At 44.7% G+C, this 17,227-nt stretch carries 14 protein-coding genes and 2 tRNA genes; 11 read left to right on the top strand and 5 right to left on the bottom strand.

Annotated features, from left to right (window positions below; all coding sequences use genetic code 11):
• Positions 1-128 precede the first annotated feature (128 nt).
• Positions 129-1,343 carry a tetratricopeptide repeat protein gene (locus F6K46_RS09265; protein ID WP_366510693.1) on the top strand — a complete coding sequence of 405 codons (1,215 nt, stop codon included), beginning with the start codon at positions 129-131 and terminating at the stop codon, positions 1,341-1,343.
• A 427-nt stretch (positions 1,344-1,770) separates the two neighbouring features.
• On the opposite strand, the gene F6K46_RS09270 is transcribed toward F6K46_RS09265, so the two are convergent.
• Both F6K46_RS09270 and F6K46_RS09275 read right to left on the bottom strand, forming a co-directional pair.
• Complete coding sequence (locus tag F6K46_RS09270) at positions 1,771-2,721, bottom strand: LamG domain-containing protein (protein WP_293055445.1); 951 nt, start codon at positions 2,719-2,721, stop codon at positions 1,771-1,773.
• Positions 2,722-3,029: 308 nt separating this feature from the next.
• Positions 3,030-3,452 (bottom strand): peptide chain release factor 1, encoded by a 423-nt coding sequence (locus tag F6K46_RS09275; protein ID WP_075905919.1) that lies wholly within the window; start codon positions 3,450-3,452, stop codon positions 3,030-3,032.
• Between the two features lie 70 nt (positions 3,453-3,522).
• Here F6K46_RS09275 and F6K46_RS09280 point away from each other — a divergent pair, with 70 nt between their 5' ends.
• The 5 genes from F6K46_RS09280 (at position 3,523) to F6K46_RS09300 (ending at position 11,431) form a co-directional block, all read left to right on the top strand.
• The gene (locus F6K46_RS09280) at positions 3,523-4,440 is read left to right on the top strand and encodes a histone deacetylase (protein ID WP_293055447.1); all 918 of its coding nucleotides are present in this window, start codon (positions 3,523-3,525) and stop codon (positions 4,438-4,440) included.
• Positions 4,441-4,575: 135 nt separating this feature from the next.
• On the top strand, positions 4,576-5,727 hold the full coding sequence (gshA, locus tag F6K46_RS09285; RefSeq protein WP_075898136.1) for a glutamate--cysteine ligase: 1,152 nt from the start codon (positions 4,576-4,578) through the stop codon (positions 5,725-5,727).
• Positions 5,728-6,449: 722 nt separating this feature from the next.
• Positions 6,450-6,911, top strand: coding sequence for a tRNA (uridine(34)/cytosine(34)/5-carboxymethylaminomethyluridine(34)-2'-O)-methyltransferase TrmL (trmL, locus tag F6K46_RS09290; protein ID WP_070392084.1), 462 nt, complete (start codon positions 6,450-6,452; stop codon positions 6,909-6,911).
• A gap of 1,404 nt (positions 6,912-8,315) precedes the next feature.
• The gene (locus F6K46_RS09295; protein WP_075898132.1) at positions 8,316-10,679 is read left to right on the top strand and encodes a LysM peptidoglycan-binding domain-containing M23 family metallopeptidase; all 2,364 of its coding nucleotides are present in this window, start codon (positions 8,316-8,318) and stop codon (positions 10,677-10,679) included.
• Between the two features lie 679 nt (positions 10,680-11,358).
• Positions 11,359-11,431: transfer RNA gene (locus F6K46_RS09300), tRNA-Met, on the top strand.
• A gap of 29 nt (positions 11,432-11,460) precedes the next feature.
• Here the strand turns inward: F6K46_RS09300 and pyrE are convergent.
• Both pyrE and F6K46_RS09310 read right to left on the bottom strand, forming a co-directional pair.
• Positions 11,461-12,072 carry an orotate phosphoribosyltransferase gene (pyrE, locus tag F6K46_RS09305; protein ID WP_293055451.1) on the bottom strand — a complete coding sequence of 204 codons (612 nt, stop codon included), beginning with the start codon at positions 12,070-12,072 and terminating at the stop codon, positions 11,461-11,463.
• 191 nt (positions 12,073-12,263) lie between these two features.
• Positions 12,264-12,446 carry a hypothetical protein gene (locus tag F6K46_RS09310; RefSeq protein WP_293055453.1) on the bottom strand — a complete coding sequence of 61 codons (183 nt, stop codon included), beginning with the start codon at positions 12,444-12,446 and terminating at the stop codon, positions 12,264-12,266.
• A gap of 74 nt (positions 12,447-12,520) precedes the next feature.
• Here F6K46_RS09310 and F6K46_RS09315 point away from each other — a divergent pair, with 74 nt between their 5' ends.
• Positions 12,521-12,979, top strand: coding sequence for a hypothetical protein (locus F6K46_RS09315; protein ID WP_293113402.1), 459 nt, complete (start codon positions 12,521-12,523; stop codon positions 12,977-12,979).
• Positions 12,980-13,032: 53 nt separating this feature from the next.
• Here the strand turns inward: F6K46_RS09315 and F6K46_RS09320 are convergent.
• Positions 13,033-13,105: transfer RNA gene (locus tag F6K46_RS09320), tRNA-Ile, on the bottom strand.
• Positions 13,106-13,271: 166 nt separating this feature from the next.
• Between F6K46_RS09320 and F6K46_RS09325 the strand changes: the two genes are divergently transcribed.
• The 4 genes from F6K46_RS09325 to F6K46_RS09340 all read left to right on the top strand — a co-directional run bounded on the left by F6K46_RS09325 (position 13,272) and on the right by F6K46_RS09340 (position 17,154).
• Entirely contained in the window at positions 13,272-13,994 is a 723-nt protein-coding gene (locus F6K46_RS09325; RefSeq protein WP_293055457.1) for a hypothetical protein, read from the top strand.
• Between the two features lie 343 nt (positions 13,995-14,337).
• Positions 14,338-15,789, top strand: a complete 1,452-nt coding sequence (locus F6K46_RS09330; RefSeq protein ID WP_293055459.1) for a hemolysin family protein — start codon at positions 14,338-14,340, stop codon at positions 15,787-15,789.
• Positions 15,790-15,837: 48 nt separating this feature from the next.
• Complete coding sequence (locus tag F6K46_RS09335) at positions 15,838-16,524, top strand: lecithin retinol acyltransferase family protein (protein WP_075898122.1); 687 nt, start codon at positions 15,838-15,840, stop codon at positions 16,522-16,524.
• A 195-nt stretch (positions 16,525-16,719) separates the two neighbouring features.
• On the top strand, positions 16,720-17,154 hold the full coding sequence (locus F6K46_RS09340) for a hypothetical protein (protein ID WP_293055461.1): 435 nt from the start codon (positions 16,720-16,722) through the stop codon (positions 17,152-17,154).
• Positions 17,155-17,227 lie beyond the last annotated feature (73 nt).

Raw genomic sequence — 17,227 nt, forward strand, 5'->3', positions numbered from 1 at the left:
GGGGTTAGGCATAGCCTAGTTGTGAAGAGTGTAATCGGATGAGCTGAGCATCGAGTGGGTCAGCGGTTCATCCTTCTGTTTCACCATTATCCGCAGCTGCTCAAGCATTTCTACCGCGCTGCACTAGAATTCGCCTAGGGGAGGAGAATCCCGATGTAGCCACCAGTCTCAACAACCTGGCAACACTCTACTTTGCTCAGGGGCGGTATGATGAAACGGAACCCCTGTATGTCCAGGCATTGGAGATGAGAATGCAGCTGCTGGGTCACTACCATCCCGATGTGGCTCAAAGTCTCAACAACCTGGCTGGACTCTACTATAATCAGGGGCGCTGCCATGAGGCAGAACCCCTCTTTGTCAAGGCTTTGGAGATCAGAAAACACTGGCTGTGTGAGAACCATCCCGATGTAGCCACCAGTATCAATAACCTGGCATCACTCTACTTGTTAATGGGGCGCTACGATCAGGCAGAACCCCTCTATACGAAGGCATTGGAGATCAGAAAACACTGGCTAGGTGAGAACCATCCCGATGTGGCCGACAGTCTCAACAACCTGGCAGCACTCTACTACTCAATGGGGCGCTATGATCAGGCAAAACCCCTCTTTGTCCAGATATTGAATATGACAAAGCAGCTGCTGGGGGAGGAGCATCCTGATGTAGCATCCAGTCTCAACAACCTGGGTAGACTCTACGAAGCTCAGGGGCGATACCCTGAGGCAGAACCCCTCTATGTCCAGGCATTGGAGATCAGAAAGCAGCTGTTGGGTGAGAACCATCCCGATGTAGCCCAAAGTCTCAACAACCTGGCAGTACTCTACTACTCAATGGGGCAGTATGATCAGGTAGAACCCCTCTATGTCCAGGCATTGGAGATCAGAAAGCAGCTGTTGGGTGAGAACCATCCTGATGTAGCATCCAGTCTCAACAACCTGGCTGGACTCTACTATAATCAGGGGCTTTACCATGAAGCGGAACCTCTCTATGTCCAGGCATTGGAGATCAGAAAGCAGCTGTTGGGTGAGAACCATCCCGATGTAGCCCAAAGTCTCAACAACCTGGCATTACTCTACAGGTCAATGGGGCACTACGATCAGACCGAACCCCTCTTGGTGCAGGCATTGAAGATATATAAGCAGCTGCTGGGTCAAGACCATCCCCATGTAGCCAGTAGTCTCCACAACCTGGCATTTCTCTACCATGCTCAGGGGCGTTACCATGAAGCGGAACCCCTTTATGTCCAGGCTTTGGAGATTGCAGAACGGAAGTTAGGGTCAAATCATCCTAATACTGTAACCTTTCGTAAGAATCTGGAAAGATTGCGGGATGATTTGTCACAGTAATCAGTATATAGAATGTAGAATTAAGAATTAAGAATTGAGAATTTAGAATTAAGAATTGAGAATTTAGAATTAAGAATTGAGAATTTAGAATTAAGAATTAACAAGGTATAGCACTACGCATTAAAGTTAGGACATTGATACAAGCTGAAAAGCTGTTTTATTCAACTTTTGCCTTTTGCCTCTTGCCTCTTGCCTTGCGCGTAGCGCTATATAATGTAAAATTTCTAAGATAGAAGGTAGAAGATATAAGATAGAAGGTATAGCAGTCGAAGTAAAGCTTAACACATAATATTTCTGCTCCCTTTCAAGCAAAATACTTTGTCCTAAACTATACTTCGGTTGCTATAAATTCTTCATTATAAATTCTTCATTCTAAATTCTAAATTATAAATTCTTCATTCTAAATTCTACATTCCTCTGACCCCAATTAAGTAGACTTCAACAGCCATAGACTAAGTAAGCCCAGTCTGAAGATTTTTTTCCCTAATGGTCCTGTACCTGAACAGATGTCATGCCTGTAATCAGCTTGAATCTGTTCCTGAGTCAAAGCCCGACTGTAAATTCGCACACCAGCCAAAAGTCCGGAGTACTGATAGTCAAGGTTGCCTTGAATATCACGGAATTGACCCAGCCGTAGGGGTCTACCAGGGGAAGGTGCTATCGGGTTGTCGGTCTGATTGGGAATCCGACGGATGTTGCCGTTAAAGTCTCGAACTTCTTCGATGTGGCTTTGGATGCCATTAATGTAGGTCTGCATGATAAACCTACCGGGAGCCACTTCACCAAAGGTTGCAGCCAGATGGGTCCATTGACCACCATGGACGATATCCTCACTGACTACACCACCACTGCCGCTGGTTTCGTCTGCTTCCTTCGGTAATCCTTGGGTGACATTGTTGGGGATGATAGTCAGAATCAGGTTGCGATCCGTTTGTAGAGTACTCAGGAAAAGATACCAGGAAAATGCTTTGCATATGGGCTGTGGGCAGGCTCCAAAACCAACTTCTCCATCAGGGTAAGTACCCTGGGGAGGATCGGTAAAGGCTGGGTTTGCTTTGATGTAATCAACCTTAACCCAAGTTTCGACGGTCAGGTTAGCCAGATCTGGGAAATTGGGAACCTCAACGTATTGTGCAAAGGACATTTGCGGGGATTCGCCGCTATCAGATAAGCGTCTGAGAACGTTATAGTTCAGGGATGCTGAACCAACAAACCCTGGCGGGACATCCGCTGAGGGAGCCAACGGATGGGCATCCGGATCGTGTTGGATCATACCATCAAAGGTTCCAGGATTAGCTGTGTTCCTGATCACTCCCGTGTCAGTTGGAGTTTCAAATAAATACTCAGCTACCAAATCTGTGGGATCGGGGGTAAACATTTCTGTTTTTATTCTGCTTGGACTTTGGACAAAATTTGATGTTTTCCCTTTTGTTTCTACTCAAAACAATGGGCTAACAAATCTATTGTCAAAGGCCCCCTTAGATAGTGACAGTACCCTTTGAGGGTACTATTTTATCCAAAGTCCAAGATTAGTAGCAAAATTAGCGATTGTTTTTAAGCAACAAAAACCAGGGACTTTAGTGCAGGCAAGATTTACCCACTGCAATAATTTGATGAATTATAGTGGATTGCTATAGTACCCGTTGATGCGTTCCCGTAGCGGCTTAATGCTCGCCCATAGCGTTTTTAATGCCAATAACGCCAGTAAGGACGACCTTTCCAAAAGACCCCTAGGATTACTCCAATCACAGCATTCATGGAAAACCCAACTAACCCAAAAGGGATGGGAAGTTGGGACTTGAGCAATAAACCGACGATAAGGCAGAACACTAAAGCCCAGAGACTAGAGGTCTTCAGGAATACCTGAGACTGCCAACGTTCACAAATATAGACTCCTAACACCCCAACTCCTATAGCCGCAGCCATAAACCAGATGATTGCTAGGGGTCTAGAAAATAGTAGCCGCGAGACGGGGCGGAAAGTTTCTGATTGAGTCAAGACCCATATCAACAGGTTCTCTAGAGCAACTACCAGCACAGTGGTCAAAGCAGCTACTTTCGACAGAGGTAGCCAAGGCTGTTGCTTAAAAGTATTCCAAGGGTCATTCATGCTATGCTTCCTTTGACTTGGTTGATGATTATAAAAAAAAGTGTAGCGAGCTGGAAAACCCTGTCTGATCATGAACTTGCCAATCGTCTATCACCAGGACTATGTTGCACCTCTGCCAGACGGGCATCGCTTTCCCATGCCTAAATTTGGGAAACTCTACCAACTACTGCTACAAGAAGGTATGGCCACTCCTAAACAATTCCACACTCCAGACCTTCCCCCCCTAGACTGGCTCCACCTGGTTCACAGCCCCGCCTATGTTCAAGCTTACTGTCAAGGTACCCTAGACCCCAAAGCTGTGCGACGCATTGGCTTACCCTGGAGTCCAGCGTTAGTAAAGCGAACTTGTACTGCCGTAGGTGGCACGATTCTCACCGCTAAACTAGCCCTGAGTAAAGGGTTAGCCTGCAATACTGCTGGTGGTACCCATCATGCTTTTCCCAATTATGGCTCAGGTTTTTGTATCTTTAATGATTTAGCGATCGCATCTCGTGTCCTGCAACAACTGGGACTAGTGCAGAAAATTCTAATTGTTGACCTAGATGTCCACCAAGGAGACGGTACCGCCTTTATCTTCCAAAACGACCACAGTGTCTTCACCTTTTCCATGCACTGTGAAGTCAATTTCCCTAGCACTAAACAAAAAAGCGACTTAGACGTTCCCCTACCAAAGGGGATGGATGATGATGCCTATCTACAAACCCTAGCCAAGTATCTTCCGGACTTACTCTCAGGATTCAAACCCAATTTAGTCCTCTACGATGCTGGAGTTGACCCCCATGTAGAAGACCACTTGGGGAAATTAGCCCTGACCGACACAGGAATTTACCGTCGGGATATGCAAGTGTTGAGTACCTGTATAGCAGCGGGCATACCAGTCGCTTGTGTGATTGGTGGTGGCTACGGAAATGATTTCGATGCCCTGATCTATCGCCACTCTTTACTTTACCGTGCTGCTCTTGAGGTCTATCGCCAGTTTAAGCTTTAATGGCAAACTAAAGAAGGAGGAATTCTTTGGTCGTAATTTATAAGATTGATAGCTAGATATAGGTAGATAAATTCCCTATAGCTATGGCCAACACTACTCCCCACTCCCAATTTAGCATTCCCCATAAAAAAAACTGTGCTGCTATCCAAAGGCTTTGAAGTAGAAATGTATACCGGCACTCCCGAAGGGGATATTGTCGGTTTTTCCGATCAGATTGTTGCATCCCTCGACGGATTTGTCCGAGAGCCAGATCAGCGCAATGTAGAATACACCACTGCTCCTTTATGTTGCTATGACCGTCTCTTATGTGCCTTAGTGCGTCCTCGACAGCAGCTGCGACAGTATTTAAAAAGCTTGGGTAACTATACAATAATTCCCGGAAGTACCCTGTCCTTAGCTGGAAGCGATCGCTTTTACCGTTCTGACCCCAATAATCCTTACCATTCCTACATTGAGACCACCTACGGCACTAAAGTTGTCACTGCCAGCATCCATATCAATGTGGGCATCTCTGACCCAGAAATCCTGATGAGAGCTTGTCGTCTCGTGCGAATGGAAGCTCCCCTGTACCTCGCCCTGAGTGCATCTTCCCCCTTTCTGGACGGCAAAACCACTGGCTATCACTCCACCCGTTGGGGAATGTTTCCCAAAACTCCCTGTGATGTTCCTTTATTTGAAAGCCATCGTCACTTTATCCAGTGGACTGAACAGCAACTCGCTGCTGGTACCATGTTTAATGTCCGTCATCTGTGGACCTCTGTGCGCCCCAATGGCAACCGACGCCCCTATGATCTCAACCGCCTAGAGCTGAGAATCTGTGATTTAATGGTCGATCCCATTGCCCTTTTATCGGTTATGGCACTATTGGAAGCACGCCTGATCCAACTGATTCATGATCCCAGCCTTGACCCCCTGGAGATAAGTACAATACCTGCCAACAACCGTTCAGCTGAATTGATTGCCCTGACAAATGCCAATGAAGTAGCTGCTGCTAAATCCAGTTTGGATGCCCAACTCAGGCATTGGCAGGATGGCAGACTAATTCTGGCACGAGATTGGATTGAGGAACTTTATCAAGAAGTTTGGCCGGTAGCCAAAAAACATGGTTTTAGTTGCTTCCTCTCGCCGATTCAGAAAATTCTACGGGAAGGAAACACCGCTTCGCAATGGTTACAACTTCATGCAGTGGGTGTTGAGCCTCGCCAAGTCATGATTCAAGCCATTCAATCCATGGCTGAGCAAGAGTCGCAACTAGAAGATCAACTGTGCCAGTCCCTGGTAGTCTAACTGATTAACAGCTTTGTTATTCAATTACAATTTAATAACTAAACTTGTCATTGCGAGGGTAGGGAGAATCAGGATTCCCCCTACCCCAGGATGATGATGGCATTTTTTATGAATTTTTTTTAATTTTTTAGAGTTTTTGTAAAGACAACCGCCTCAATTGAATAATTTTTTTGCCAAGTGAAATGCTTTGAAATATAAGAATATCTAATATATGCTTCAACGAAAACTAATATAAGAAAAACATATATGATCTATATCACTAGGTAGAGGTGATCTGAAATACAGACAAAAATATAGACCTTAGGTATGCCTATAGTACTATAACCTAAGATCTATATCGAATCCTCCTCGAACCTGAATCCCTTGAACTGATTAAAATAAATCTTTCCCGACACCCGTTTGTCCACACCCGTTTGCCCACACCCCATACCCAGTAAAGCTTTCAAGCTGGTTATCACCACTTCAAAAACCAATAGGCGATCGCCTATTGGTTTTCTACTCAGGGGTTTTATACTCAGTTCTATTCAAAGATAATAGATTGGTTGGATAGGGAGATAGGGAGATAGGGAGATAGGGAGATTGGGAGATTGGGAGATTGGGAGATTGGGAGATTGGGAGATTGGGAGATTGGGGGAAGAGAAAGTTGTACCTTTGTCCGCAACTTGGTATTAGACGCAGATTTGGTATGAATATAGATTAGGGTCAAACGTGTTCACAGTTTCATGGTAAAAGTTGTCTTAATCAACCCGCAAATTCCACCGAATACCGGCAATATTGCCCGAACTTGCGCCGCCACCACTACTCAATTGCACTTAGTGGGTCCGTTGGGTTTTGAAATTAGCGATCGCTACTTGAAACGAGCAGGACTAGATTATTGGCCCTATGTAGATTTTAAATATCATGATTCCCTTGATGCATTTATCAGCTATCACCAGAAGCAAGAGGGGCGATGGATTGGCTTTACCAAGAGAGGAACATACAACTATATTAAGTTTCAGTTTCAGCCCAAGGACTGGTTATTGTTTGGCTGCGAAACTCAAGGTTTGCCTCCCCATGTCTTAGATGCTTGTCAGGCTAAGGTCTTTATCCCCATGGCCCAGCCGGGAGTTCGCAGCTTAAATCTCTCCGTCAGTGCTGCCCTTGGCTTATTTGAGGCCAGGCGTCAGTTGGGTTACTTGGAATAGGTTTTTTGTGTGTTAATAATTAGGACTTACGAACTCTAGTTGGTTTCCCCAGTCCAATTTGTATATTTTGTAGAAATTTTATATATAGATTTCTTTTGTATAGATTTACTTGTATAGATTTTTCTTATAGATTTACTTGTATTGATTTAGTTGTATCGATTTACGTTTAAGCTTTAACCGTTTAATCTTTAATTAGACCTTAACATTTAAATATATCACTTCTTAAATCGGGTGTCAATAGAAATATCGACGGCGACTTTAGTCGCTGTTTCCCTAGTCCTAATCTTGCCGGACTAATATAGAAAAATTAAATGGAGAGCAACAGTCCGCCCCACTCAAAACATACTTATCCCCCTTCAGGGGTTTAAACACCATCAGTAGAGTTCAAATGCGTAATTTCACCTCTACTGATGGTGTCAATAGGAAATGTCTGTAGAAATGTGTAATTTTCGTGAAAAACCATCCTTCTCAGTGAATTCCCTAGCTGATCAATCCATTACTATATCTTTATATTGGGTTAAACTCTGTGAAAACGTTTTGTCGGACAAGTCTGTTTTAATCAGGGAAAGACCTCAAAAGCAGGTATCTTTGGGTAAAATCAAGGACTTTCAGCCTACAGCTGACCGGACGCACCTTGGTTTAATGAGTTAGTGTGTGTAAAATTACTCACCAAAAATTAAGCTATCTAGAATACTGAAATTACCAAACACATATAAGAAATTTCTATCATAAAGAGTAGGATTACCGAGAAATTACCGATAGATTTTGCTGATATCAAATGGCGAGTGCTCAATATACGCGCGCCAGCTATCAATAGAGAAAAGGAGGATTTGAAAGATTTTGTGAGCGCACCATCAACTAGCAACCCACCAGGATTAATCTGCCGGTTGATACAGGATTCTACGGTTGTTGTCTTACCCAAAATTCGCGTAGAGTTCATCTGTAACCAGTTAGTTACTTCGAGATTCCCATCGCTGTTTTTATGGCGCTCAAAGAGAATAATCAGCAAATATGCTGGATTTTCTTGGGTTACTGAGGGTGGTTTCCCGGAGAAAGCTTGATTAGCCAGTTACTTTATATGCATATATTATGCAGCATATGCAGCCATCCTGAACCGCAGCCGTGGTAAATCCCGACAATATCTCTGCTATGGGATGTTGTCCACCTAGTGGTCTAAGGATAAGTACCTATCAATGGCTTCAAGGTGTATCTAGCTATTGCCATGAAAGAACAAATTTTTTAGTAGTCATGTGAGCTTGTCTAAATCAAAGAAGCACGGTAATCTTGGCTAAGTCTCCCAAATAGATGTGATTTGGATCACACTTTAGCAGTGAGTCACATCATTGACTGGTAAAAAATCAATCAGGAACTGTTAAGCGCTCGTCAAACACCAGGAGGACTTTTTTGAAAGGAACACTTACTGATAAGGTCAATCATGTTCCGACCTGTGCAGCAGAGTCATCGGATTCGGCATCGAAACTACCTGCAAGTAATCATCCGGTCGGTGCAGCAATTCCCCTTGAGGTGAACCGTAAGGCTCGTACCTCAGCAGCCATGATTGGATTGGCGATTTCCATGGGGGCATCTGGCTTACTATTACCTCAACAGGGTGATGAAGCAATGGCATTCGAGCCAGTTGCTCCTGAGCCAAGTGGGACGAATCTACCAGCAGCCGAATTTAAAGTTACCGCTGTTTCAAGCCCCTCATTGCCAAACGCGGCTAAGCAGGGACAAGGGAGTGTGGAATCAAAGCCAGCCTCACCCCCAGAATTTGCGATTCGGCAAAGCCGACCCTACGCGAACGCGAATTTTAACAAGCTCAAAACCGATGACACTCTCCCAGTAGCGAGGAAGTCTACCATTGGTGAAGTTAAGGGTACTGATGCCAAAGCCTCATCTAACTCTGAGGGTGTACAGCCAAAACAGTTGCTAGCATCTGCACCAGTCTCAAAATTGGGTAACCTGTCAACGGATGCATCGCACGCTGTTTCCAACAAGACCAATAATCTTTTAAAAGCTAGACAAGACCTAGCCCTCAAGCGCCTCCAAAAACATCGAAACCGTCTGAGCAAAAGTCTGGTTCAGTTGAGGTCCGAGGAGTTTAACAAGTCTTATGAACTGGCATCAGGGACCCTTGGTTCTAGCCCACACACTTTACCCCCTGCAGTTCTAAAACCTGAGGGTTCAGTAACAGAAAAATCGCAGCCCATTGTTACTGTACCTACAACTCCGGCGGTGCTCCCACAGCCAATGCCGAAAGTTGCTGTATCACCAGCCTTAACCCAATCAACTAGATCTGGGTCACTACCAGTGGTCATTCCAGTACCGACTCCAGAAACAACTGTCATATCAGCAGTCAAACCATCAGTTGTCAAGGTCAGTACTCCAAAAATTGCATCGGCTACAACCGAGGTAACTATAGACCAACTCAATGTCCCACAGCCAGTGGTGCTGGGAACTAGGTTGTCATCTACTGGCAACTCGTTTCACCAGGTCAAAGCTGGTGAAACCCTCGATTCTATTGCCCGTAGCTATGGTTTATCCCGCTCAGAGCTAGTCTTAGCCAATCAGCTAGATAATCCTCACCTAATTGAAATTAATCAACAGCTGAAAATTCCTCAATTTAGGAGATTCGATCACCAAAAGTCCTCTTTTACCTTGCTATCTAGCAATAGCCGGAAATCTAAATCTTGGAAGCCAGGAATAGCGCGACCATTGGATTTAGGAACTATCTCTGTTAAGACTTCTACTAGTAGAGATCAAATCACACCCGTATCTATACAGGAAAAACCTAAGGTAAAACCGTTAACTGAGACGATTCTGACTCAATCGACTTCAGACAGTGGTCTGTTAGCTCAGGCTAATTCCTCTATTGAAAATCAGCCCTTAGAGTCTATTAACTCTCAGCGCAACTCCTATGTTGAAAAATTAAGGGCTGATATTCTCAAGATGCGAGAAGAAATCCGGGAGAATAAAACCAGCCCAGAGGAAAACAAACCAATCAACCTAGGAGTTACTACTAACGAGCCAGTTGCTGATCCCTCAAATAAGGAGTCTAAATCTGTCGAGATCACTCCCCAGTTCAATCCCGAGAATAATCAAGGAACCGATACGAAAGAGTGGCAATTATTACCGCAGCCACCGACAGCTCCACAGGCTCCTATTGCTATTCCAAGACCTCAGCCACCCCAGAAAACTCGACGCAGTTCTATTGCCATTCCTGTGCCTCCACCTGAGGTATCACAACCGAGAAGGATAGCTGTAGCTCCTGCCCCACCGGAACGATTTAACCCAATGATTCGTATACCGGTAGGAAAACCTGTTTCACCAGGAGTGCCACCTCTGTCTAAACCAGATATGTACTTGCCAGATAGCCCTACCCGCTTTAACGGATATATCTGGCCAAGTAATGGTGTGCTTACCTCAGGTTATGGTCGGCGTTGGGGACGGATGCACAAGGGCATTGATATTGCAGCTCCCATTGGGACACCGATTATAGCAGCAGCCCCTGGTGTTGTGGTCAGTGCTGGTTGGAATTCAGGTGGTTACGGTAAATTGGTGGAAATCAAGCATCCTGATGGAAGTCTGACCCTTTATGCCCACAACAGCAGAATTTTTGTGCGTCGTGGACAACAGGTTGGCCAAGGTCAACGAATTGCCGCTATGGGTAGCACAGGTTATAGCACTGGTCCTCACTTACACTTTGAGCTTCATCCCAGAGGTCGGGGAGCTGCCAATCCAATGGCCTATTTGCCTAGAAGACGGTAATGGAGTGATTTCAAGGGAAGTCTCCCAATCAGGCAAAATTACTAGGTTGAAGGAGGAGACAGAGGAAAAGGGTAAGGTGAGTAAAAGCTAATCGAAAATGTCGCAGAGTCTACCAAAAACTTTTATTATTTGTTAGACTTAAATTAGGGGAACACCAACAGGGATTATTATGTAGCTTAAATTAAAGCCGAAAACCAAGGGTTTACTAGTTGCGCTTAGATCCCGGTGGAACGAACTTTTTTGACATTTTTATGGCGCTCGCGGGATATTCCGTCAGAGAAGCGCGGAGATACCCCCTGGATGTGAAAGCATCTTGGATTGGCGGGCTAAGATCTACCTTGGTAGATTTTGGTAGCTAAAAAGTATCGGAACTTTCCTACTCTTCCTCACCTTCTCAAACAATAGCTATAATCACCCTTAGCCCCTTGAGCTAAAGGGAAAGTGGTTGTCTGAAGCAGGAATTACCTTTCCTATTGTTCTTCTACCTTTTCCGTATACCCCTTTATCTGTTCCGTTCGATGGGTGCGCACGCAGTATGTCAACTCAACTTTTGCTCAGCGATGCAGCGCGGTCTTGGGGGTTTCCCCCATGAGCGACTGCATCAAGAAAGGAATAAAAATTATTATAGAAATTATTGGCATTGATATGTTATATTAGATAAGGGTTAAAAAAAAGGCAAGGCTCAGTAGCTCAGTGGTTAGAGCAAGGGACTCATAAGCCCGAGGTCGCAGGTTCAAATCCCGCCTGAGCCATACCTAATTAGATAGTCAACATAAGCTAGTCAGCTGGATTGATCAAGAGAACCCTGGTAGTGTTCTCGGATTTCGTTAATCGAAAACAGAGCTTTAAACATTAGCCCAGCTGACTGATAAAGCTCGGCTCCACCTTGCAGCCGGTCAACCAGGGCTATTACCAGCTCTACCTGGTAACCAGCTTCCTTAAGGCGGTCCACGGCTTTCATGGCTGATTGCCCAGTAGTCACCACATCTTCTAATACCACTACTCTGGCTCCTGTGGGCAAACTAGGACCTTCAATGTATGCCCTGGTTCCATGACCTTTTGGCTGTTTGCGGATAATTAGACCAGGGATAGGTCGGTTTTCTAAGGCAGAAACAATGCTAACCCCACTCACGATCGGATCTGCCCCTAGAGTTAAGCCAGCAACAGCTTGAGTATCACCAGGTAGCATTGAGAATAGCAAACGTCCTATGGCTAATGCTCCTTGAGGATGAAGGGTGACCTGTTTACCATTGATGTAATAAGAGCTACGCTGCCCCGATGAAAGCACAAAATCACCCTCTTGGTAAGCCAGTTTACAAAACAAATCCAGCAGAAAATGTCGCAGGAGAGGTAAATCTTTTGGGGTGGATAGAGCTTGAAATTGGTTGTTCATGAAACTTACTACTACTAGTAGCGGTTGATTTGGATGATTCGGTATTCTTTCACAGTCAGCCGTCAGCGGTCAGCCGTCAGCGGTCAGCGGTCAGCCGTCAGCGGTCAGCCGTCAGCCGTCAGCTTTTAGCTCACGCTACTTGAGGTGCCGTCAGCTTATTTTATTCAAAAGCTGTTCGGTGTAGCCGTGGGCTATGGGCATAAACTGTTCGGTGTAGCGTGGCCACAGGCCCAAAGCTGATAGCTGATAGCTGATAGCTGATAGCTGATAGCTGATAGCTGATAGCTGATAACTGATAGCTGATAGCTGATAGCTGATAGCTGATAGCTGATAGCTGATAGCTGATAGCTGATAGCTGATAGCTGATAGCTCAATGCTTACCTTTGACAGGGTGGGGTAGTTTACCCCTAATATCGGATACTATTGAGGAAAACTACGGGTGATTGCGATGCAAATGCGTTGGGAAAAGCTGTTTAGCATTTTAGTTATAGCAGCCACTGCTAGTCTAGGAGCAGGTGTTGCCATAGCAGAAACTAATTCGGAGGACTTGGAGCTAATTCCTCTAGTAACCTTACCTGAGGCTTTTGAAAACGCTTTTTTTAATGACTCTGGGGACTTTTTCGAAAACAGGAGCATCAAGAGTCAAATCGATACAATTTTTGGTTCTGGATGGCCACCTGCTTTTCCAGAACTGGCTCTTGAGCGGGATGCTGAGCGTGTCAGAAATCTTTATCGGGATGTACTAGAGCAGCAAGTTTCCAGTGGCCCTGTGATTCGTACTCTGGATTTACCAAACCCCTACAATACTTCCCTACGGTTGCTAGAGCAATCGAGTGATATACCAATCCAAGTGGAAAACCAAGAATTTTTCTTGGCACCGCAGCCGCTACCACAGCTGCGTAGATGAGTATGGGTGAGATCAGTATGGGGTGATAGTAGTAGCTGACCGCAAGTGTTCAATCCAGGGTGCAGGAGTTGAACCTGCCTAGGGCAAATTATGAGTTTGCTGCCTCAACCGCTCGGCCAACCCTGGGTTATTCCTTTCTATTATGGTAGCCTGAATCAGGTTATTGCAACACTACTAACTAGAAATTCCCGATTTATCCGATAATTCACAGAACATAAGATAATCTAGCTGTATAGCAGGACTATAATACAGCACGGAACCAGCGGTAATTCGGAATAACGTTAATCACCCTATGAAATTCAACACAACTGTAGCGCTAACCATAGTTCTACTGACAATGATGTTAGGTGCAGGTGTCGTGAGTGCCTTTTGGGGATTCTCTCTCGGTCACGAAGCCCTCAAAGGAGTTACTCAACCGGATACTAACCCTAAGAAAAAGTTGACAGGAAATAAGGGCTCTTCTTCTGGGAAAGAAGGGGTCTTGATTGTGAGCGAGAAGGATATCTTGGTTAACGTTCACGCCCACATACACAATAAGGGTAAAAATCCTCCCGCTAAGAAAAACAGCCGGACAACTAAGCAAATTAGTTGGTCTAAGCCCGCTCAGAATGAGTCGTCCTCTGGTGTATTGACTAAAGAGGCATCCTTGACTCGGAAAAACCCTAAGCTAAATTTGCCGGTTAAAAGTCAGGATAAGGGAGTCACCCTAGCGGTAAATTCAGCCAGTGTGCAGGAGGGTTCTTTAATGTTGGATGTCAGCTTGAAGAATCAGAGTTCTAATCCAGTCAGGTTTCTGTACAGCTTTTTGAATGTTACCGATGATCGCGGTCGTGCCCTAAGTGCAATTACGGAAGGCTTGCCAGGAGAATTACCGGCTAATGGCAAGGAATTTTCTGGAACAGTTAGCATACCGACAGCTTTACTAGAGAACTCCCAGAAGCTTTCCCTGACACTGACCGATTATCCGGATCAAAAACTACAGTTGAAAATGTCTCAGATTCCTGTAGTTAGATAAGGAAGCAGGTCGAGGGAATGCTTATTAAGGATAAAACGTTAAAGTTATGGTAAAAGCATATGTTCATAGGAAACAACGCGCGCCAGTTTCGCCAGCCAGTTTCACCAGCCAGTCTCGCCAGCCAGTTTAAATTCCCTTGACTGGCACTCCTGAACTAGCTCAAGGAAATGCTAGTGATACTAATGAAAACCCCATAATACAACTGATAAGTTTTTGATGGTAAGCGATAACTCGATACCAAGCTGCCCTAGGTCTAGGAAGATACATCACAAGGCAACCGTAACCAGCAAAAAATGAAAATTATTTGCTTTTACCTTTCACCTTTTCTATGGTTGCCAACCTGATGGTTCTTCTAAAAGTGGATGCTTCTATTAGCCTCTCTGAGCGGGAGGTTTTGCTGGGATTGTTATCAGTGCTACTGCTGATAGCGATCAATGCTTTTTTTGTTACGGCTGAGTTTTCTATGGTGGCTGTGCGGCGATCGCGGATTAGCCAATTAGTAGATGCGGGTGACGTGCAAGCAAAGACGGTTCAGGCTTTGCAACAGAGCATTGACCGATTACTATCTACAACTCAGTTAGGGATTACCCTCTCGAGCCTTGCTCTGGGATGGATTGGGGAGACTACCATGGCAACCTTGGTAGCAGCTGGGATAGCCAAGTTACCACTACCGCCAGCTCTAACTCCAGTTATTACCCATTCCCTAGCAATCCTGGTGGCATTTTTCATGATTGCGTATCTACAAATTGTTTTGGGGGAACTTTGCCCCAAATCCCTAGCTTTACTGTACTCAGAACAACTAGCACGGTTTCTAGGGCCACCGAGTCTGGTAATTGCCAGGTTTTTCAATCCTTTTATCCAGATTTTGAATCAATCTACCCGCTGGCTCCTGAGGCTGGTGGGTGTTCAATATTCTGGTCAAGGTTGGTATAGCCGTGTAACACCGGAAGAGTTGCAGCTGATTATTACCACTGAACGGGAGTCTATCGGACTGGAAGCAGAAGAGAGAAAGCTACTGAAAAATGTGTTTGAGTTTGGCGAGGTAACAGCCGCAGAGGTAATGGTTCCCCGCACCAGTCTTGTGGCTATTTCCCATGCAGCAACCTTCGATATCTTGTTAGAGGAAGTTGCTAAGACTAGTCACTCTCGCTATCCTGTGATTGGGGCATCCCTAGATGACATTTGCGGCATTATCGACTTCAAACAATTGGCTAAACCTTTATCTAAAGGGAAGCTAGGACTTCAGACACCGATTAAATCGTGGATTTGTCCAGCTAAGTTTGTCCCAGAAACTACCCCATTGAGTGAATTACTGCCGACGATGCAGCGATCGCATTTGGCAATGGTGATGGTGGTGGATGAGTTTGGAGGTACAGCTGGATTAGTCACCCTCAAGGATTTAATTGCTGAAATTATTGGTGATGGACCTGAATCTGACATAACCGAGGACTTGACGGTACAAATTCTAGACGAGTATACCTTCCTGGTGCAAGCTCAGATGAATATGGAAGAAGTCAACGAACTTTTGGATTTAAACCTACCTGTAATTGATGACTATCACACTTTGGGCGGTTTTATGCTCGACAAGTTTCAGAAAATTCCTGTACCCGGTGAAACCTTAAATTATGACAATCTAGAATTGACCGTTGTGTCTGCTTCTGGAGCGCGCCTAAACCAAATTCGCATACGCCGCCAGCAGCCACAAGGCAAGAAGTCTGTACATGTTTCCGATTCTGAACAAATGCCGATAATTCCCAGCAAGGATGATGTTTCCTTTGACAATGGAGGGCTATAGTTTTGCTCAACTTTAGTTGATTAGTGCTGGAAAAACCAATAGAAAAGAATGGCGCGAGGAGATCAAATTTACGTATTCCAAAAGTTTCTTAACTTTGAAGGGGTTTACCAACATCATGGTATTGACTGTGGAGACGGTAGTGTTATCCACTACCGCAAAAATACTGAAACAATTGAACGTACTTCTATGGCTACCTTTGCTCTAGGTGAAACAAAAATTTATGTCAGGCAGTACTCAGTTTGTTTAATTCCAGATGTCGTGATTCGTCGGGCAGAAAGTCGATTAGGGGAAAGGCAATATAACCTAATTTTTAATAACTGTGAACACTTTGCTAATTGGTGCAAAACTGGCAAAAGTGAGAGCCAGCAAGTCAAGGATTTTATTCCGGTAATTAGTAATACGAATATCGAGGGTTTGTACGAAGCTATAAAACAAGCACTTCAGGGAGCAAAGCAAGACGATACAACTCAGTTACTTAATCAAGCATTATCTGATCTCAGGGTGGTTTGGGATGAGATTCAACCTAAGTATAAACAGGAACTTAAAGAAATCAATGTCTGGCAGCAAGTGGCAATTCAAGCTCTTAAAAACAATCGAGAAGACTTAGCCCGTGCGGCTTTGATCCGGAAGCGGAACTATGAGAAAAGCGCGACGGACAAGAAAGCTCAACTAGACCAGTTAGCTAAGATGACAGAAACCTTGATTCGCAACCGTATGAACTGGCAACAAACTTAGTGGGTTGCTCAAGTCATTAGAAAACGACTTTGAGCGATTAGCTATCAGCAACCATAACTTATCGAGTCGATTTAATTTTATTACCCCTACTCCCTACTCCCTACTCCCTACTCCCTAAAATCTAGGACGAGGTACTTCCAGGAATTCAGAACTGCTATATATTCTTAGTATAGTTGTAAAGATCCAAAAAATTGAATGGAACGTGGTTTACTATGGTTACCTCTGCTAGCAGCATTTTGCTGGCTTGCCTGGTCAGGTTGGAACGAATACCAAAAGATTGAAGCTTATCGCCGCTGGGCTGAACAGTTTGAACGGGCAAAGTATGATATCTATGCGGTGCTTGGTCAGAAAGGCAGTGACCTGACTTGGGGTAAACCCACTAGAAATGAACCAATAAATCTAGAAACCTTTTCCCTCAAAGACGTTAAATCAATCAACTTGCTAGTTGATAATCAAGTGGTTGACTTAGAGCAACCACCGGATAAAGGTCGTGCGATCGCATTAGAATTTCAATTCCTCAAACCCATAGATCCAGTCAAAATTCCCTTTACAGAAATTCCGTTGGCAGTGGAGTGGGGAAAATATCTCCAGTCATTAACTATAGCGCTGGGTGAAGGGAATAGGGAATAGCTAACTTCGGATCTCGACATTGGGTAGCACCCTCAGCCATTAATCCCAGGTTACCCTGACAAGTCAGACCTGG

The organism is Moorena sp. SIO3E8 (assembly GCF_010692445.1).
Lineage (GTDB): Bacteria > Cyanobacteriota > Cyanobacteriia > Cyanobacteriales > Coleofasciculaceae > Moorena > Moorena bouillonii.